The 19,114-nt window shown below is 62.8% G+C and carries 15 protein-coding genes and 1 pseudogene; 7 read left to right on the forward strand and 9 right to left on the reverse strand.

The genetic code is table 11. The annotated features are described in order from the left end of the window. Window positions 1-35: 35 nt before the first annotated feature. The 5 genes from HHL14_RS19365 to HHL14_RS19385 all read right to left on the reverse strand — a co-directional run bounded on the left by HHL14_RS19365 (window position 36) and on the right by HHL14_RS19385 (window position 6,604). A complete protein-coding gene (locus HHL14_RS19365; RefSeq protein WP_169499238.1) occupies window positions 36-2,405 on the reverse strand; it encodes a bifunctional diguanylate cyclase/phosphodiesterase in 2,370 nt (789 codons plus the stop codon). A gap of 505 nt (window positions 2,406-2,910) precedes the next feature. After that, on the reverse strand, window positions 2,911-3,810 hold the full coding sequence (locus tag HHL14_RS19370; RefSeq protein ID WP_169499239.1) for a PhzF family phenazine biosynthesis protein: 900 nt from the start codon (window positions 3,808-3,810) through the stop codon (window positions 2,911-2,913). A gap of 202 nt (window positions 3,811-4,012) precedes the next feature. Next, a complete protein-coding gene (locus HHL14_RS19375) occupies window positions 4,013-4,477 on the reverse strand; it encodes a RidA family protein (RefSeq protein ID WP_169499240.1) in 465 nt (154 codons plus the stop codon). Between the two features lie 142 nt (window positions 4,478-4,619). Continuing rightward, window positions 4,620-5,816, reverse strand: a complete 1,197-nt coding sequence (locus HHL14_RS19380; RefSeq protein WP_169499241.1) for an aminotransferase-like domain-containing protein — start codon at window positions 5,814-5,816, stop codon at window positions 4,620-4,622. A gap of 104 nt (window positions 5,817-5,920) precedes the next feature. Next, window positions 5,921-6,604 carry a VOC family protein gene (locus HHL14_RS19385; protein WP_169499388.1) on the reverse strand — a complete coding sequence of 228 codons (684 nt, stop codon included), beginning with the start codon at window positions 6,602-6,604 and terminating at the stop codon, window positions 5,921-5,923. A gap of 297 nt (window positions 6,605-6,901) precedes the next feature. Here HHL14_RS19385 and HHL14_RS19390 point away from each other — a divergent pair, with 297 nt between their 5' ends. The 4 genes from HHL14_RS19390 to HHL14_RS19405 all read left to right on the forward strand — a co-directional run bounded on the left by HHL14_RS19390 (window position 6,902) and on the right by HHL14_RS19405 (window position 11,806). Beyond that, window positions 6,902-8,359, forward strand: a complete 1,458-nt coding sequence (locus HHL14_RS19390; protein ID WP_169499242.1) for an aminotransferase-like domain-containing protein — start codon at window positions 6,902-6,904, stop codon at window positions 8,357-8,359. 133 nt (window positions 8,360-8,492) lie between these two features. Continuing rightward, entirely contained in the window at window positions 8,493-10,388 is a 1,896-nt protein-coding gene (htpG, locus tag HHL14_RS19395; protein WP_169499243.1) for a molecular chaperone HtpG, read from the forward strand. A 213-nt stretch (window positions 10,389-10,601) separates the two neighbouring features. Further along, on the forward strand, window positions 10,602-11,309 hold the full coding sequence (locus HHL14_RS19400; protein WP_169499244.1) for a chorismate--pyruvate lyase family protein: 708 nt from the start codon (window positions 10,602-10,604) through the stop codon (window positions 11,307-11,309). Next, window positions 11,306-11,806: a DNA-deoxyinosine glycosylase gene (locus HHL14_RS19405; protein WP_169499245.1), complete on the forward strand. Its 501-nt coding sequence runs from the start codon at window positions 11,306-11,308 to the stop codon at window positions 11,804-11,806. Before HHL14_RS19400 ends, HHL14_RS19405 begins: the two co-directional genes overlap by 4 nt. Before the next feature lie 86 nt (window positions 11,807-11,892). Here HHL14_RS19405 and HHL14_RS19410 read toward each other — a convergent pair whose 3' ends face one another. The 3 genes from HHL14_RS19410 to HHL14_RS19420 all read right to left on the reverse strand — a co-directional run bounded on the left by HHL14_RS19410 (window position 11,893) and on the right by HHL14_RS19420 (window position 13,068). Further along, window positions 11,893-12,363: a hypothetical protein gene (locus HHL14_RS19410; protein WP_206002413.1), complete on the reverse strand. Its 471-nt coding sequence runs from the start codon at window positions 12,361-12,363 to the stop codon at window positions 11,893-11,895. 145 nt (window positions 12,364-12,508) lie between these two features. Continuing rightward, window positions 12,509-12,823, reverse strand: a complete 315-nt coding sequence (locus HHL14_RS19415; RefSeq protein ID WP_169499247.1) for a CcdB family protein — start codon at window positions 12,821-12,823, stop codon at window positions 12,509-12,511. Next, entirely contained in the window at window positions 12,823-13,068 is a 246-nt protein-coding gene (locus HHL14_RS19420) for a type II toxin-antitoxin system CcdA family antitoxin (protein WP_169499248.1), read from the reverse strand. The genes HHL14_RS19415 and HHL14_RS19420 overlap by 1 nt, the downstream gene beginning before the upstream one ends. Window positions 13,069-13,219: 151 nt before the next feature. Here HHL14_RS19420 and HHL14_RS19425 point away from each other — a divergent pair. Next, window positions 13,220-13,568, forward strand: a pseudogene (locus HHL14_RS19425) (DNA-deoxyinosine glycosylase); the annotation flags it as partial. A gap of 103 nt (window positions 13,569-13,671) precedes the next feature. Here the strand turns inward: HHL14_RS19425 and HHL14_RS19430 are convergent. Next, window positions 13,672-14,967, reverse strand: a complete 1,296-nt coding sequence (locus tag HHL14_RS19430; RefSeq protein WP_169499249.1) for a hypothetical protein — start codon at window positions 14,965-14,967, stop codon at window positions 13,672-13,674. 414 nt (window positions 14,968-15,381) lie between these two features. Here HHL14_RS19430 and HHL14_RS19435 point away from each other — a divergent pair, with 414 nt between their 5' ends. Both HHL14_RS19435 and HHL14_RS19440 read left to right on the forward strand, forming a co-directional pair. Beyond that, a complete protein-coding gene (locus HHL14_RS19435; protein WP_169499250.1) occupies window positions 15,382-17,622 on the forward strand; it encodes an NADP-dependent isocitrate dehydrogenase in 2,241 nt (746 codons plus the stop codon). Window positions 17,623-17,783: 161 nt separating this feature from the next. Next, a complete protein-coding gene (locus HHL14_RS19440) occupies window positions 17,784-18,710 on the forward strand; it encodes a class I SAM-dependent methyltransferase (protein WP_169499251.1) in 927 nt (308 codons plus the stop codon). Window positions 18,711-19,114: the final 404 nt, after the last annotated feature.

The raw sequence follows: 19,114 nt of genomic DNA on the forward strand, positions 1-19,114 counted from the left end.
GGCGACACGATGGCCCGGCGTGCGGGCGCTGGTCCTTAATTGTTGGTGCTCGACACGCTACTGGTGTTGTCGGTTTCGTGCGCGGCACGGCGTGCTTCGACGTTGGCGTGATTCACGCCGCAGACCCCGAAGCGCTCGAGCAGCGCCGGGATCGCTTCGACCGGTACCGGCCGCGAGAACAGGAAGCCCTGTGCCTCGATATGACCGAGCGCGGCCAGCCACGCGATCTGTTCCTCGGTTTCCGTGCCTTCGACCACCACCGTCAGCCCGAGCGAACGCGCCAGATTGACGATCGCGGTGACCATCACGCAGACGCTGCGGTCGCCCGGAATCGCCTGGACGAACGAGCGGTCCACCTTCAGCGTATCGACGGAGAAGCGGTTCAGATACGACAGCGACGAATAGCCGGTGCCGAAGTCGTCGAGCGCAATGCGCACGCCGAGGCGCTTGAGCGCGAAGATTTTTTCGGAGACGAGTTCGGGATATTCCATCATCGTCGTCTCGGTGATTTCGAGTTCGAGACGGCGCGCGGAAATACCGGTTTCCTCGATCGCGTGTGAGATCGTTTCGAACAGATCGCCGCGCCAGAACTGCACCGCCGAAATATTCACCGCGAGCGACAGCGTGTCGTAGCCCTGTTGCTGCCACTGCGCGAGCTGGCGACAGGCGGTCTCGATCACGAAGTCGCCGATCGGCACGATGAGCCCGGTCGATTCGGCGACCGGAATGAATTCGTTGGCCGGAATCAACCCATGCTGCGGATGGTTCCAGCGCACCAGCGCCTCGAAGCCGGTGATGCAGCGTAGCGTCAGATCGATCTTCGGCTGATAGGCGAGGAACAGCTGCCCTTCGGCGAGCGCGACGCGCAACTGCTGCTCCCACTTCATCAGATGGTCCGCGCGATGCGACAGGTGCGGCGAATAGAACTGGTAGCAGTTCTTGCCGGCGTCCTTCGCGCTGTACATCGCGAGATCGGCCTTCTTTAGCAGATCGATTTCGCTTTCGTTCGCGACCGAATACAGCGCGATGCCGATGCTCGCATGCAGCACGAACGAGCTGCCGCGCACTTCGAACGGCTTCGAGAACGCTTCGCCAGCGGCTTCGGCGAGCGTGACCGCGCGCTTCTCGACGTCGTCGCCCTTGATCACGACGACGAACTCGTCGCCGCCGATGCGCGAGAGCGTGCCGCCGTCGCCGACCGCCGCCGCGAGCCGCGACGCGGTCATTTGCAGCACGATGTCGCCGGCGTTGTGACCGAGCGTGTCATTGACGGTCTTGAAGTTGTCGAGGTCGATGAAGAGGATCGCGAGGCGGCCGAGGTTGGCCGGTTGCCCGACGTCGTGGCGCAACGCCTGCAACGTCGCATAGCGATTGCGCAGGCCGGTCAGCAGATCGTATTCGACGAGATGCGTCATCTCGCGTTCGCGGCCGAGCAGCTTGCCGATCAGCCCGGTCGCGACGCCGAAGAAGCTCAGCATCGCGAGCGAGATGAAGCCCGCCATCAGCAGATAGACGTTGCGCGTGTGGTTGTAGTCGGCGAATTCTTCGGCCTGCGAAAGACCGACGAGCACGCCGAGCGGATAGCCGTCGATGTGCCGGTACGAGACGATGCGCGTGACGTTGTCGATCGAATCGACGTAGGTGCCTGACACATGCTCCGAGGTCGGATAGGTGCCGCTCGCGGTGAATGTGCTGTTCGCCTTGTCCGTGTTGCCGGTACGCCGCGCGAGCACGGTGCCGTTGTCGGAGATCACCGCGATCACGCCTTCGCGGCCGATCGCGGCGTTGTTGTAGAAGTCGGAGGTGAAATAGCTCGGGTCTTCGGACACCACGACGACGCCCGCGAAGGAGCCGTCCGGATGATTGAGGCGCCGCGTCATCTGCAGCGTCCAGTGACCGGACACGCGGCCGAGCACCGGCTTGCTGATGTACAGCTGGTCGTCGTTTTCGTGCTCGTGGACCTTGAAGTGCTCGCGGTCGGACAGGTCGATGTGCTTCGGATTGAGTTCGGCGGTGTTGGCGATCAGTTGGCCGTGTTCGTCGATCAGCGATACCTGCACCAGCGTCTCGCTTTGCACGACGCCTTTTTCGACGGTACTCGCGAGATCGAAACGGTTCGGGGTCTTCTCGAACTCGTATTTGACGAAACGCGTGATCTGATCGACCTGGTGAATCGCCTTGATCGTGTGCTGTTCGAGCGCGGCGGAAAGAATGGCGGACGAAGCCATCGCCTCGCGGTACGTCGCTTCCTTTTCTACCGATAGCCGCGCGAAGATCACCGTCCACAGCAAGATCAGGACCAGGATGCCGAGCGCGGGAATGACGAGCAACGCCCGTCGGCGCGTGATCACCGGATCGCGGCGCGGTTTGGCTTCGCGCGGGTCGGAGAAACGCGATTGACTCATTGGGCGGCCCGGGGCTCGGTGCGGGCCGTTTGCAAACGCACGGGCATCGACTGCGCGGAATGGATGGATCGCTGCATGGTGACCAACGTGCCAAAGCTGCTGCGCAGGAGGAGAGGATGTGGCGCCGCGCCTGACCGTCCACAGGTCATCGGGTACGTTTCGATATTACTGAATGACATTCGATTAAGGAAGAGGCCGGGCATGGGGTATACGCGGGCGCGGCGAGCCCGTCGATGCGTTAGATACGAACGTCATGGCGCGGGTTTTCATCCGGGCGTGGAGCGCTTATTTCCTCGAACATTTCATCGGGTACGGCGCGCTGTGCGGCGACGCTCAGGCAATCCGGCCGTTATGAATTCGGAGAACCAGGTAAAGCGGCGCAGCGAACATGCATTGATCATGCATCGATGGTGCGCACACGTTGAGGCTTTTTGTGGATTAACGCGGCGAGATGCGGCAACGCTTATGCAAACCCGTTTATGCAAACCCGCGCATGCAATCCCACTTACGCCAGCCGACAAGTCCCGTCGACGATCGTCACCGTGGGCCCGCCGATCCAGATCTTGCCGCGCGCATCGTCGTAGTGCACCGACACGTCGCCCGCGCGTCCCAGCGCGGTGCCCTGACGCGCGGTGTAGCGCTCGCCGGGGCGTCGCTGCTGCAGGTTCAGCAGACCGGCCAGCGCGGCATTGGCGCTGCCCGTCACCGGGTCCTCGCCGACGCCGAAACCGCCGCCCGCCATCAGGCAGCGAATCTCGAAGGTGGCGGGGCCGTCGGCGTCGTGCGGACCGTAGACGGCGAGGCCGTGGGTGTCGACCGAATGCGCGAGTTCGGCGAGCGCCGCGGCATCCGGTTCGAGTTCGAGACACGCGCGTGCCGACGTGAGGCGCACGACGAGCCACGGCGCGCCGTTATCGACCGCGCACGGCGGCGCGCTGAAATCGATCGCGCGGCTACGCAAAGCCGTAGCCAGCGCATCGTAACGATCTTCGGCGAGCGGCGTGACGCGCGCGGGCGGCGCGGCGAAGGCCCAGGCGCTGGGCGTGCTGTCGGCGCCGGCGAGTGCTTCGAGTTCAACGAGCCCCACGCCGCACTGCTGGAGCAGCTTGCCGGCCTGCTTCGGCTGGTAGCCGCTTTCGAGCAGCGCATGGGCGGTGCCGAGCGTCGGATGACCGGCGAACGGCAGCTCGCCGCCCGGCGTGAAGATGCGCACGCGATAGTCGGCGGCGGCGTCGGTCGGCTTCAGCAGGAAGGTGGTTTCGGACAGATTGGTCCAGCGCGCGATGGCCAGCATCTGCGCGGCATCGAGTGCGTCGGCGTCGAATATGACGGCGAGCGGGTTGCCTTTGAACGGCGTCGACGTGAACACGTCGACCTGTTTGAAACGGACGTGGTGAGCGGACATCGGCATCGGCATGACTCGGCGCGTTCGGACGTTGAAGTGATTCGCGGATTCTATCCGCGTCCGCGCGGGCGAGCCACCGTGACAATCAAACAAAACGCGCCGCCGGTGCGGAACACCAGGCGGCGCGTCGGTCGGGCGATGCGGCGTGAATCGCGTGCGAATCCCGCGCCTATGCGGGCTGGATTGTCACGCGAATCGACGCTTATTCGACTTCGGCGATCAGCTCGATCTCGACGCACGCGCCGAGCGGAATCTGTGCGACGCCGAACGCCGAGCGCGCATGCTTGCCGCGCTCGCCGAACACGTCGGCGATCAGTTCGGACGCGCCGTTGGTGACCAGATGCTGTTCGGTGAAGTCGAGCGTCGAGTTGACGAGGCTCATCAGCTTGACGATGCGCTTGACGCGATTCAGGTCGCCCACGTGCGTGTGCAGCGTGGCGAGCAGGTCGATCGCGATCGAGCGCGCGGCCGTCTTGCCTTCGTCGGTGCCCATCGTCGCGCCGAGCTTGCCGACCCACACCTTGCCGTCCTTCTTCGCGATGTGGCCGGACAGGTACACCGTGTTGCCGCTTTGCGCGCTCATCACATAGGCGGCTGCGGGCGCGCCGGCCGACGGCAGTTCGATGCCGAGTTCCTTGAGCTTGTCGTACACATTGGCCTGGGTCATGTCGTGTCTCCGTTCAGAGTGTGAATGCTGTTAATGCAGAGCGTTAACGTGTCGCTCACGCAGAGCGTTAATGCGGGCGGGGCGAAGTCCGCCCGCAACGCGCGTGCACACTTCGCCCCGATGTCGATGCGGCTTACGCCGCTCAGATCTTCGCGCGCACGAGTGCCGCGAGACGCTCGACGCCTTCGTCGATTTTAGCCGGCGGCACCGTGACGAACGACAGACGCAGCGTGTTGTGCTGCGCTTCGTTCGCGAAGAACGGACCGCCCGGCACGAACGCGACGTTCTGCGCGACCGCTTCCTCGAGCAGCTTCATGCTGTCGATCTGCGCGGGCAGATTCACCCAGATGAACATGCCGCCTTCCGGACGGTTCCAGCTCACGCCTTCGGGCATGAAGCGTTCGAGCGCGGCGAGCATCGCTTCGCACTGGTTGCGATACAGCTCGCGGATGGTCGGCACGTGCGTGTCGAGGAAGCCGTCCTTGATCACTTCGTGCACGATGCGCTGCGTGAAGCTCGGCGTGTGCAGGTCGGTGGCCTGCTTGGCCTGCACGAGTTTGAAGATCAGCTCTTCGGGCGCGATGATGAAGCCGACGCGCAGACCCGGTGCGAGCACCTTCGAGAACGAGCCGAGATAGACGATGTGATCGGGCGCCATCGACAGCATCGTCGGCAGCGGTTCGCCCGCGTAGTCGAGCGCGCCGTACGGATCGTCCTCGATCACCGGGAACGGCGCGGTCTTCGCGAATTCGGCGAGTGCGCGGCGGCGTTCGACCGGCAGACGGCGGCCGGTCGGATTCTGGAAGTTCGGCTGCGCGTACAGCAGGCGCGCGCCCTTGGTCAGTTCCGGCGTGAGGCCCGCGGGGATCAGGCCCTGCTCGTCGGTCGGCACCTGCACGTAGCGCGGCTCGTACATCGAGAACGATTGCAGCGCGCCGAGGTAGGTCGGCGTTTCCACCAGCACCGGGCTATCCGGGCACACGAGCACCTTGCCGAGCAGATCGAGCGCCTGTTGCGAGCCGGTCGTGATCAGCACCTGCGACGCGCGGATCTGCGCGCCGCCCGTCGAGTAGCGTTGCGCGATCCATTCGCGCAGCGGCAGATAGCCTTCGGTCGCGCTGTACTGCAGCGCCGCGGCGGGCGAGTCGCGCAGGATGCGGTCGGCCGCGTCGCGCATTTGCTGGGCCGGGAAAGTCGCCGGCGAGGGCAGGCCGCCAGCAAACGAAATGACTTCGGGCCGTTCCGTTACCTTCAGGATCTCGCGGATCGCCGAGCTCGTGAGCTTGCGTGCGCGTTCGGACAATTGCCACGTGGGGGCTTTCAGGTCGCTTTGGTCCATGATCTCCTCTACTGGTATTTCTGGAACCGGTCAAAACTTCGATTATCGCGCGAGTCGGCAACGGTTGCCGATGGGGGCTAGCTGTCTGCCGACTCGCGCGCTGCTTATTTGAGGGTCCGCGGACCCTCGGGTGTTTCGAATTCGGCGACGAGCGCCGGGGCGCCGTCGGTTGATTGCACGTCGAGCAGGTGCGCGGCGCCGAGCCAGCGCAACTGTTCGCCGATCAGCTCCGCTTGCGGATGGACGGCCTTCAGCGCCTTCAGCGCGAGATTCGTCGGCGCGAGCGATTGCGACGGCTGGCGCGTCGAATCCCACTGGATCAGCGATGGCAGCACGCCGTCGCCGGCGCCTTGCCAGGCGGGGAATGCGCCGTCGTCGGGCACGGACAGGCCCCACGTGAAATCGCCGCGCGTCATCGGCACGATCGGCGCGATACGCTGCGGGTACTGCGCCTGCCACGTCGCCAGATGCTTCGGTCGCTCGACGCGCGCAACCCAATGCGACAGATACGGCCCGTTTTCGAGCCGCGCGTGCGTGGCGGGGTCGTCGAGCGCAAAGAGACGCGGCCGTGCGCTGTTGCCGTCCGCCGCTGCCTGCGGATCGATCGCGATCACCTCCAGATAGACGCCGCCCCACAGGCCCAGCAGGCGATTGTGGGTGCGCATCAACGGATGCGCGCCGCCGCCGGCCGGCGCGACGCCGAGCGCATCGGCGACGTACTGGACGCCGTCGTCGAGGGTGCGCGCGGAAATCACGAGGTGATCGAGACTGAGCGAATGAGCGGTCAGGGCTGTCATGGCGGATCGACGGAAAACGCTGTTCTGCGGGGAGACCGGTGCGCGCCATGCGTAAAGGCTGCGCTGCCGGGGCCGTAAGCATAACCGTTTGCCGGATCGGCGGGCCATGCGGGTGGTTGGCGGACCATGGTTTTGTGCGCTCTGTAACGTTTTTGCAAGTTTTTTGCGCTGTTTTTGCGCGAACTTTGCATTGCGTCGCCACCCAGTGTGGGTTCCAATGTAACGGTCGCGACCAGCACAGTAACGGTACAATCGGCGCGATACTGTTCGGTACAGTTGGAGCCCGTCATGTCCGTCCCGCTTGCGCAGATTCCCGCCCCGCACGACACCGCGTCGCTGACGCTGGTCGAACAGCTGGTCCAATGGGCGCGCCGCCGCATCGAGGAGCGCGTGTTCCGCCCCGGCATGCGGATGCCGTCGATCCGCAACCTCGCGCTCGACAAAGGCGTGTCGCGCTTCACGGTGGTCGAGGCGTACGAACGGCTCGTCGCGCAGGGTTTCCTGGAGTCGCGGCGCGGCTCCGGCTTCTACGTGCGCGAGCGCCAGGGCGGGGTGGCCACGGTGACGGAACTGCATCCGCGCGCAGAGACGTCGCCCGCGCCGGCCCATATCGACGTCGTCTGGCTGCTGCGCAATATGCTGCACACCGGCGCGCGGCCCGAGCGCAGTCCGGGCCTCGGCTATCTGCCGGCGCGCTGGCTCGACGGCGACCTGATTACCAACGCGCTGCGCACGCTCGGCCGGCAAAGCGGGGCGCAGATGCTCGGCATCGGTACCGCGCAGGGTTTTTTGCCGCTGCGCCAGCAACTGCAGACGCGGCTCGAAGAGCTGGAAATCGGTGCGTCGCCGGACCAGATCGTGATGGTGTCGGGCATCACCCAGGCGATCGACCTGATCTCGCGCCTCTACGTGAAGCCGGGCGATGCGGTGATCGTCGGCGATCCGGCGTGGTTCCAGATGTTCGGCTGCTTCGCGTCGCAGGGCGCGCGGCTCGTCGGCATGCCGTACACGCCCGACGGCCCCGATCTCGACGCGCTCGAAGCGCTGGTGCAGGAATGGCGCCCGAAGATGCTGGTGATCAATTCGGTGCTGCAGAACCCGACCGGCACGTCGCTCACCGCCGCGCAGGCGTTTCGTATCCTGCGGCTCGCCGAGGCGTACGACTTCATCGTCGTCGAGGACGATATCTACGGCGACCTGTGCCCGCCGGGCTATCCGGGCACGCGGCTCGCGAGCCTCGACCAGTTGAAGCGCGTGATCTACCTCGGCAGCTTTTCGAAGACGCTCGCGCCGAATCTGCGCGTCGGTTTTATCGCGTGCGCGCCGGAGGTCGCGATGGTGGTTAGCAATCAGAAGATGCTGGTCGGCATGACGAGCCCCGAGCTCAACGAACGCGTGATCTACAAGATCCTGACCGAGGGCCATTACCGGCGACACGTCGAGCGCATCCGCGCGCGGCTCGACGGGGTGCGCGAGAAGACCGTGCGGATGATCGAGAAGACCGGCATGAAGCTGTTTCTGACGCCCACCGCCGGCATGTTCCTGTGGGCCGACACCGGCGTCGACGCCAGCGCGCTCGCCGCGGCCGGTCACGAAGCGGGTTTCCTGCTGACGCCGGGCGGCCTGTTTTCGCCGCAGCAATCGCCGAGCACGTGGATGCGTTTTAACATCGCCAATTGCGGCGACCCGGAACTGCCGGCGTTTTTGAGCCGCTATCTGGACGGCGTCGCGCGGCGCGCCTCTTGAAACCGCGGCGGAGCGTCCCTATTTACGCGGACGATCCGGCGCGGCCAGGCCATCAGGCTCAATCACGCTCACCGTGGCCCGAACGACCGTTCGCGGCCGCCGACCCCCATTCGCAACAGAGAGGAATCCGACCGTGGCACAAGAAACCATGAGCTTCCAGGCAGAAGTGAAACAGCTTCTGCAACTGATGATCCATTCGCTGTACAGCAACAAGGAAATCTTTCTGCGCGAGCTGATCTCGAACGCGTCGGACGCGGCCGACAAGCTGCGCTTCGAAGCGATCGAAAACAGCGCGCTGTACGAGAACGATCCGAACCTGCGCATCCGCGTGTCGTTCGACAAGGCCGCGCGCACCGTCACGCTCGACGACAACGGCATCGGCATGAGCCGCGACGAAGCGATCGCGAACCTCGGCACGATCGCGCGTTCGGGCACGAAGGAATTCTTCGGCAAGCTGTCGGGCGACCAGCAGAAGGACGCGGCGCTGATCGGCCAGTTCGGCGTGGGTTTCTACTCGGGCTTTATCGTCGCGGACAAGATCACCGTCGAGACGCGCCGTGCCGGTTTGCCGGCTTCGGAAGGCGTGCGCTGGGAAAGCGCGGGCGAGGGCGACTTCGCGGTCGAGAGAATCGAGCGCGCCGCGCGCGGCACGACGATCACGCTGCACCTGCGTGCCGATGAAGACGAGCTGCTGTCGTCGCATCGTCTGAAGTCGATCATCCAGAAGTACTCGGACCACGTCGCGCTGCCGATCCTGATGCAGAAGGAAGAGTGGGACGCGGAAAAGAGCGAGATGGTCACGAAGGACGAGGACGAGACCGTCAACCAGGCAAGCGCGCTGTGGACCCGCTCGAAGAACGACATCACCGACGAGCAGTACAAGCAGTTTTATCAGCACATCTCGCACGACCATCAGGAGCCGCTGACGTGGACGCATAACCGCGTCGAAGGCCGCAGCGAATACACGCAGTTGCTGTACGTGCCCGCGCACGCGCCGTTCGATCTGTGGAATCGCGAGCAGCGCGGCGGCCTGAAGCTGTACGTGAAGCGCGTGTTCATCATGGACGACGCCGAGCAACTGCTGCCCACGTACCTGCGTTTCGTGAAGGGCGTGGTCGATTCGGCCGATCTGCCGCTGAACGTGTCGCGTGAAATACTCCAGGAAAGCCGCGACGTGAAGGCGATCCGCGAAGGCGTGACGAAGCGCGCGCTGTCGATGCTCGAAGAGCTGGCGAACTCGGAGAACGAAGCCGAGCGCGAAAAGTACGCGGGCTTCTGGACGGAATTCGGCCAGGTGCTGAAGGAAGGCATCGGCGAAGACTTCGGCAATCGCGAGCGCATCGCGAAGCTCGTGCGCTTTGCGTCGACGCATACGGGTACGGCCGAGCAGAGCGTGTCGCTGGCGGACTACGTCGCGCGCATGAAACCCGAGCAGACGAAGATCTACTACGTGACCGCCGATACGTGGCAGGCCGCGGCGAACAGCCCGCACCTCGAAGTGTTCCGCAAGAAGGGCGTCGAGGTGCTGCTGCTGACCGATCGCGTCGATGAGTGGATGCTGTCGTATCTGAACGAATTCGACGGCAAGCCGCTGCAGAGCGTCGCGCGCGGCGACCTCGATCTGGGCGCGCTGAACGACGAAGAAAAAGCGGCGCAGGAAAAGGTCGGCGAAGAGTTCAAGCCGCTCGTCGAGAAGATGAAGGAAGCGCTGAAGGACAAGGCGAAGGACGTGCGTCTGACGTTCCGCCTGACCGATTCGCCGTCGTGCCTCGTCGCCGACGACAACGAAATGAGCGGCTACCTGCAGCGTATGCTGAAGGCGGCCGGCCAGCAGGCACCGGACTTCCATCCGATTCTCGAAGTGAACCCGGAGCACGCGCTGGTGAAGGGCCTGCATGCGGCTAGCGCGAATTTCGACGATTGGTGCCATCTGTTGTTCGACCAGGCGCTGCTGGCCGAAGGCGGTGCGCTGGAAGATCCGGCGAGCTTCGTGAAGCGCACCAATGCGCTGCTGCTGTCGCGCGGCTGAGTTGGCGTGGCGGGTTTGCGATTTAGGCGGGGCGCGTCGTTGGGTTGATGATGCGTGTCGCTGTGGTTGAAAAAATGCGCTGCTTCGGCAGCGCATTTTTTTTGCGCCTGCTTAGGGCGAGGGTTTGACGGCGTTGGTTTGCTTGTACCTTAGGGCAAGACAGCGGGGGTGTCCGCTCAGGCCTGACAAATCGCGCCGCTATAATCCGACACCATGCCTATCCGTTTCGATCCCGCCGACGTGCACTGGCGCGTCGCGCCGTTACCCGGCTTCAGCGCCGCACAGAAAGACTGGCTGACCCGCGGCGGTTCATTGACCGCGCATCTGCGCACGCTCGGCGCGGTCGTGGTGCGCGTGACGCGCGAGACCGTCGCGTTGCCGTGGCCGGACGAAGCCGCCGCGCTAGGACTGGCGCCGCGCGCGCCGGTGTGGGTGCGCGAGGTGGTGCTGTCGGTCGATGGCGTGCCGTTCGTCGCCGCGCACAGCGTGACGCCGCGCGCGGCGAGCGTGGGCGTGTGGCAGGCGACGCGGCGGCTGCGCACGCGGCCGCTCGCCGAACTGCTTTACAGCGATAGCAGCGTTGCGCGTTCGGCGCTGGTGAGTCGCAGGGTGGGGGCGCGGCATCCGTTGTATCGGCTGGCCGTGCGTGAAGTCGGCGCCGAGGTTGTGCATGCCCCGCACGTGTTCGTCGCGCGACGCTCGGTGTTCGGGCGGCATGGCGCGCCGTTGATGGTGACGGAGTGCATGTTGCCGGCGTTGTGGGAGCGTGTGGAGACGCCTGCTGCTTTGAAAACGTTGGGAGCGGCGGGTAGTCGCACTTCATGCGGCGGCGTCGGACATGCAATGCATACAGCCTATGCGCGCCAGCGCGAGCATGGCCGATCATTCTCCCGATGCCGCGACGAAGGGCGCTGCTCATGACATTCAAGCGTTGCTTTCCTCCCGTCGTCGATGCACATACGCGCGTGTTGATTCTGGGTAGCTTGCCGGGCGAGGTGTCGTTGGCTCACGGGCAGTACTACGCGCATAAGCAGAACAAGTTCTTCCATTTGGTCGGTGACATAATCGAACAGGACCTGGTCGCGATGGATTACCCAACGCGCCTCAATACCTTGCTTGAAAATCACATCGGTCTATGGGACGTTGTGCAAGAAGCGCAGCGCACCGGTAGTCTGGACAGTCGCATTCGCAATCATGCCAGTAACGATCTGAATGTTCTGATCGAAACGTTGCCGAATCTGGTGGCCATTGCATTCAACGGCGGGACGGCTGAGAAGATTGGGATGCGGGCGTTGGGTGAAACGGCGGACCGATATCGGATCGTCCGCCTACCGTCGAGTAGTCCTGCGTACGCGGTGGTTTCGTATCAGGCGAAGCTGGCAGGGTGGCGTGTGCTGCGGGAGTATTTGGCAGCTTGATGCGATGAGTTTACTTCCTGTGTCTGTTTGATGCGTCGAAGGTTTAGCGACTACAGACGACCCGGAGCGGCCCTTCGGCATTATTGCTAGCGGACAGTCGATAGGCCGATCCGCGTGGCCTGGGCCTGAACATACCTGATCGTGTCGGCATAGCTGAGTAGCAACTCGCCGTCGCAACTAAGGCCGTAAATCCAGTAGCTCGTTAGCGAGCGCGAAATCGGCAGCAGTTCCAAATCAACCTTGTGGCAGGTTAGTAACCGTGGCAGCGTCGCGCCGTAAGCCCCAGTGTCGGTCACGTAAAGCGACTTTCCGCGATAGATGGGAAACGTGACAAACGTTGCCAAAGCGACTTGGCCGTCATCAAATTGAATCTCGACATGGGGCATATGGTCCGATACGTGCGTCACGTGTCCGGCGGCGTGCGTCAGTTCTCGCTCAGACTTTGCCGTGAACATCCTGTAGTCAGACTGATTGTCCGAATGGCGGATGAGTACAGCACCGGCAATCGAGCAAGCGCCCAACACTAAAATTGCAGCGACCTTCACCGCTTTGCCCAAACGATCCCCCTTCGTAATAGACGTTCGCATTCGGCATCGAAATCGAACCACAGAATTGTCGACGATTCGTGCGGCGGTGTCGAAAGTCTCAAAGTGGCCGAATTCAGCCCGTGTAACGGGAGGCTTGATGGTGGAGTTTGACCACTTACCAACCGCCAAACAATCGGTCGAGCGCGGGAATAATCTCATCCTGCCGATAAAGCAGCGACGTAACAGGTTTGCTTAATTCGCTTCGTGGAATCGCACCAAGCGTTGGCGTATCCAGCATGCACTCGACGCCTTCGATCGTGAAAACAGGAATTAGGTCAGGCGGGAGTGGGACTGGAGCGAAGCTGTCCAACCGTCGCAACGGGATAACAACACGTGTTGCCAGGCCGGACAAGTGATTTCCCTGGACATCGACAACGTAAGGTACGGCCGGCCGCAGGCTGGGATTGGGGAATACGTCGAAACGAGCCATCAGAAGGTCCGATATTGAGCGAGCGGCAGGCCATCGCGCTCAACCATCTCGTTATAGGCCTCGATGAAGCCAGCGTACTTGATCGCCCACTGGCGATCCTTCTCCGCTTGAACGGCCTGCCGAAGTGCCCGCTCGCAGGTCTGCGAGAAATTGATCCCTAATTCCTTGGCATCCTTGTAGACATCTTCTGGCAGGCTAATGTTTGTGGCCCGGCGTGGGGCCACATCAGAGACGGGGTGGCGCATGATACCTATCCTTATGTGGGTATTCATGCGCATTGTATTCCACATAACAGCGTTTATCTGCTGCTCTCCGGCAAGTCGTTGGCGGGTGGTGGTTTTCGGCACAACCGGGTCTAGATTGAGGCCTTCCGGATGTCAAATTGACTAAAACACCAATCAGTTCTGGCATCTTCTCGGCGCAGTGCTCGGTGAATCGTCTCTACACGAGTTGCCTTACGAGCAGCGTTCACGGCATCGGCATTTGGGACGTGCTCGATGCCTGCCATCGACAAGGCAGTCTCGATTCGGCGATCCGCAACGCGCAGCCGAATGACTTCGATTTGTTGCGCGAGCATGCGCCACTGCTAAAAAAGGTCTGCTTCAACGGCAAGACAGCGGGGCGGTTTGCGCCGGTGATCGGCGCGGCGGGGTATGACACGCTCGTGCTGCCTTCGTCGAGTCCGGCGAATGCGATGCTGTCGTTTGAGCAGAAGCTGCTGGTTTGGCGCGAGATTCAGTCTTGACGTCGGAGTGCACTGGCTGCCAACGTCGATCGTTCGTTTGCCCAGGTCGGTCGGTTTAACGGCGCATTACTGCGTTAAACCGATTGAGAATGCTCACTGCGGCTTACTGCGCGGCTGTGGGCATCTCCCGGGCGTAGATCTGGCTCACTTCGAAGTAGGCAGTTTGAGAATGTCCGCTGCCGTCCGTCGCCTCTATCGCATCGTAGTGAGCGTTGCCCTTTGTGATCAGGCTTTGCTTGACGGCGCGCCAGCCTTTTTCGTGCATCCATGCATATTCTTCGGAGATGGCCGCAACATGGATCGCAGACTCGGGAGTCAATCCATTACCACTATGGGCAATATCCTGAGCAATCCCGAACAGATAAAGCCGCATTCTGGATTGCGCATCGATATCTCCGGACTTTCCGAGCAAAAAGCTATACGTGGAAATGACATCGAAAATGGGCACGTCCTGTATCGGCCGGATTTTCTCGATTTCCCTGATTTTCGATAGCGCTCCGGCCACGTCGCCTTGTTGTTGAAGTCGCATGGCTTCACGTTCCGAACTTGCGCACAATTGAATTAACGCGGGGTAGTCGAAGCTCGTGTCGGTCAAAAATTTGAGGCGTTGTGCGTGTGCATCGTTTAATGCGGCCTGATATCGGCTGTTTTGCGGGTTGATCGGCAGCGGATCGAATACGTTGATTTTTGCGCTGTTGAGCGAGGCCAGCAGCCGCGGACTAAATAAGAAATAAGCGACGGTCGACTGATTGCCTGTGGCCGGGCCGGCGTAGGTGATCGCCTGCAGGTTTGCATCATGGTAGGGATAGGCACGCACATTGGAGAGCTGCGCGGATTGGGCGTGAATCCATTCGCTCACTTCCTCGATCGTGATGACTCGCACGGGGTCGTCCGGCGTGGCGCCGCTTCCCGAATGCTTCTGTAAGATTTCCGCCATCGCAGCCGCTCGCGCACGACAGGCTTCGGCGTCGTTCGGTTGGTTCAGCTTTGCATAGAGTCCCGCGCATAGCGTCTGGACGTCATAGCTCGGAAATCTTGTCAGAGGCGCGTACTTTTCCAGAACGCTAAGCCGGGCGATTGCTTCCGGGTCGTTTCCCGCACGATCGAGCGCCACGGAATCCTTGAGCGCTGCCTGAATTTCATGCGACAACCTCTGTGGATCGATCTTGTCGTCCTGAGCAAATTCCTGTCTCTGCGCCTGCAATTGATCGACGATTGCGGTCGTCGGTTCGGCGGATACATGGACGGAAATGGCCACACAGAATAAGCCGATCAGTCGTTTCATCCCAAGCATGAAGCCCCCGGTGCGTAATGCATATTTTGAGCAAATTTTTGAACAACAAAAGATCGCGCGGAGGATAGCAGAGTCAGGCAAAGTTGTGATTGTGAGATGGCTCATGGGTGATGCCTGCTGCAAGCAGGTTCGCGCCAGTATCGTTCTGTGTCACACGGGGCGGGATGACCCCGGGCAATTTTCCGGAGTCTCCCATCCCGGACGAGGCCGAGTAGACGCCCGCGATGCCTTAATCGGTGACCCTGCGGGCTGCCATCCAGGTGCCCATGTCGCCCGGATGACGGCACGACGCCGCTCCGGCGAATTCCCACCCACAGCGCCGCGCAGCGCCTCGGCACGGACGGAATGCCCTGCTGCTTCTCCCCCAGCCCAAAAATGAGGCAGAATCCAAGGAGTGCCGCCCGCTCGGCGACGCGTATCGTTTGTGTCATCAAGTTGTCGCTTCCTGATCGACGTTTGTGCATCCTGCCCGGATCACGCGTGCGAGATGCCTTTCAACTGCCTGCCCAGAGCCTAGCAATGACGACCCAGCAACCGACCATCATCTACACCCTCACCGACGAGGCCCCGCTGCTCGCGACCAGCGCGTTCCTGCCGATCATCCGGACCTTCACCGCGCCGGCCGGCGTCCAGGTCGAGACCAGCGACATTTCGGTCGCGGGCCGTATCCTCGGCGAGTTCCCCGAGTTCCTGACCGAAGCGCAGCGCGTGCCCGACAACCTCGCGGCCCTCGGGCGCCTGACGCTGCTGCCCGACACCAACATCATCAAGCTGCCGAACATCAGCGCGTCGGTGCATCAGCTGACCAGCGCGATCAAGGAGTTGCAGTCGAAGGGCTACAAGCTGCCCGAGTATCCGGAAGATCCGAAGACCGACGTCGAGAAGGACATCCGCCAGCGCTACTCGAAGTGTCTCGGCAGCGCGGTGAACCCGGTGCTACGCGAAGGCAACTCGGACCGTCGCGCGCCCGCCGCGGTGAAGAACTACGCGCGCAAGCATCCGCATAGCATGTCCGAATGGAGCATGGCGTCGCGCACGCACGTCGCGCACATGCGCCACGGCGACTTCTATCACGGCGAAAAGTCGATGACGCTCGATCACGCGCGCGACGTGAAGATGGAGCTCGTCACGGCGAGCGGCAAGACGATCGTGCTGAAGCCGAAGGTCGCGCTGCAGGACGGCGAGATTATCGACAGCATGTTCATGAGCCGCAAAGCGCTGCTCGACTTCTATGAAGAGCAGATGGAAGACGCGCGCAAGACCGGCATGATGCTGTCGCTGCACGTGAAGGCGACCATGATGAAGGTCTCGCACCCCATCGTGTTCGGTCACGCGGTGCGGGTCTTCTACAAGGACGCGTTCGAGAAGCACGGCAAGCTGTTCGACGAACTTGGCGTGAACGTCAACAACGGTCTCGTCAATCTGTACGAGAAGCTGGAAACGCTGCCGGAATCGAAGCGTGAAGAAGTGATCCGCGATCTGCACGCGTGCCATGAGCATCGTCCGGAACTGGCGATGGTCGATTCGGCGAAGGGCATCTCGAACCTGCATGCGCCGAACGACGTGATCGTCGATGCGTCGATGCCGGCGATGATCCGCCTCGGCGGCAAGATGTGGGGTGCCGACGGCCGCCCGAAGGACACCAAGGCGGTAATCCCGGAGAGCACCTTCGCGCGTATCTATCAGGAGATGATCAACTTCTGCAAGACCAACGGCGCGTTCGACCCGGTCACGATGGGCTCGGTGCCGAACGTCGGCCTGATGGCGCAGAAGGCCGAGGAGTACGGCTCGCACGACAAGACCTTCGAAATCGCGGAAGACGGCGAGGCGCGCATCGTCGACCTGGCCACCGGCGAAGTGCTGCTCACGCAGCACGTCGAGGAAGGCGATATCTGGCGTATGTGTCAGGTGAAGGACGCGGCGATCCGCGACTGGGTCAAGCTCGCGGTCACGCGCGTGCGCAACTCGGGCACGCCGGCGGTGTTCTGGCTCGACCCGTATCGTCCGCACGAAGCGGAGCTGATCAAGAAAGTCGAGACCTATCTGAAGGACTACGACACGACCGGCCTCGACATCCAGATCATGTCGCAGGTGCGCGCGATGCGTTATACGCTCGAGCGCGTGGTGCGCGGGCTCGACACGATCTCGGTCACCGGCAACATCCTGCGCGACTATCTGACCGATCTGTTCCCGATCATGGAGCTGGGCACCAGCGCGAAGATGCTCTCCATCGTACCGTTGATGGCAGGCGGCGGCATGTACGAGACGGGCGCGGGCGGCTCGGCGCCGAAGCACGTGAAGCAGCTCGTCGAAGAGAACCATCTGCGCTGGGACTCGCTCGGCGAATTCCTCGCGCTTGCGGTGTCGCTCGAAGAACTGGGCATCAAGACCGGCAACAACAAGGCCAAGATTCTCGCGAAGACGCTCGATACCGCGACCGGCAAGCTGCTCGACAACAACCGCAGCCCGAAGCCGAAGACCGGCGAACTCGACAATCGCGGCAGTCAGTTCTATCTGGCGATGTACTGGGCGCAGGAGCTGGCCGCGCAGACCGACGACGCCGAGCTGGCCGCGCGCTTCAAGTCGCTCGCCACGCATCTGACGGCCAACGAGCAGGTGATCCTCGCGGAACTGGCGGCGGTGCAGGGTCAGCCGGCGGACATCGGCGGCTATTACAAGCCGGACTTCGAGAAGCTCGACGATGTGATGCGCCCGAGCCGCACGCTCAACGAGGCGCTGGCGGCGGCGCGCGAGGCGTAAGCGTAACCGGTAGCAGGCCGAAATGAAGTGAAGAGAAGCCGCCCGCGTAATGCGGGCGGTTTTTTTGTGGGCCGCGCATTCGGGGCCGGTGCCGACGTCGAATGCTATGCTCTCGGTCGTTCAGAAATTGCGCGTCCAGCGCGACCTCCAGAAATCCACACATGACGAAACTGATCAAGCGCGCTTCGGCTGAAGCGCGTGCATTCCGTAACCGCGACGACGCCGATGCCATCGGCGGCAAACAGAAGAATGCACAAAAAGCCGGCCGCAAGGCGAACCTCGATACCAACGCCGACCTCCACGACGCGCCGCAAATCGAAGTGCCGCGCAAGCCGCGTTTCGCCCCGGTGACGTTCTCCGAAGAAGGCGGCGTGCGCTTTCTGCATTTCGGCACGGAATGGGTGCAGGGCGCGATGCGCCTGCGCAAGCCCGATCACATCGAACTCGAATACGCGCAGCAGATGATGGCCTGGCTGCTGTTTCTCGAAACGCCGAAGCGCATCGTGCAGCTCGGTCTCGGCGCGGCGGCGCTGACCAAGTTCGTGCATCGCTTCCTGAAGGACGCGAAGGTCGAGGCCGTCGAGGTGAACCCGGCGGTGGTGGTGGCCGCGCGCACGATGTTCGAACTGCCGCACGACGACGCGCGTCTGACCGTCCACGAAACCGACGCATGGGACTTCGTCAACGATCGCGCGAACCACGGCACGATCGGCGCGCTGCAGATCGACATCTACGATGCGACCGCACGCGGTCCGGTGCTCGACAGCGTCGGCTTCTACCGTGCGGCGCGCGCGTGTCTGACCGATGCGGGCATCGTTACGGTGAACCTGTTCGGCGATCATCCGAGCTTCGTGCGCAACATGAAGCGCCTGAACGAAGCGTTCGACGGCCGCGTCGTCGCGTTGCCCGAAGTGCACGACGGTAACCGCATCGCGATCGCGTTCTCGGGCCCCGCGCTCGATGTGCCGTTCGCCGCGCTCGATGCGCGCGCGAAGCTGATCGAAGCCGAACTCGGCCTGCCGGCGCGCAAGTGGATCAAGGGGCTGCGCGAATCGACCGGGCAGACGGGCGACGCGTTCGCGATCTGACGCACGCCGTTCGCTACTTCGCTGAAGCGGTGCATCGGCACGGCTTCAGCGAACCGGCGCAAAAGCGGCGGGGCCTCTGCATCGGCAGAACCCGCCGGCCAGTTCTCCGGGCAAGCAGGTTCGGCTTCACGAGCGACGAACGGCATCTCACGCCCGAGCCTCTTCAACGCATTCACGCGTCCGTAGCACTCCGCACTTTTTTCCAGGCTGCAATTCTTGCCGCCTGCGCATCGCGGCCTCGAATCACATTCCTAAACGCACGTCCCAATGCGATCCCAGACTCTGGTCGACGCGCTGCGTTAAAGCCGTGACTCCCTTGCCACACCTTGTTGTGCCTCGGGTCGTCCCTGCTTGACCGGGCGTTCGCCACTCCTATACTCTTTCGAAGCTTTCGGGGCGCCCGT

The sequence above is a fragment of the Paraburkholderia antibiotica genome (assembly GCF_012927125.1).
Taxonomy (GTDB): domain Bacteria; phylum Pseudomonadota; class Gammaproteobacteria; order Burkholderiales; family Burkholderiaceae; genus Paraburkholderia; species Paraburkholderia antibiotica.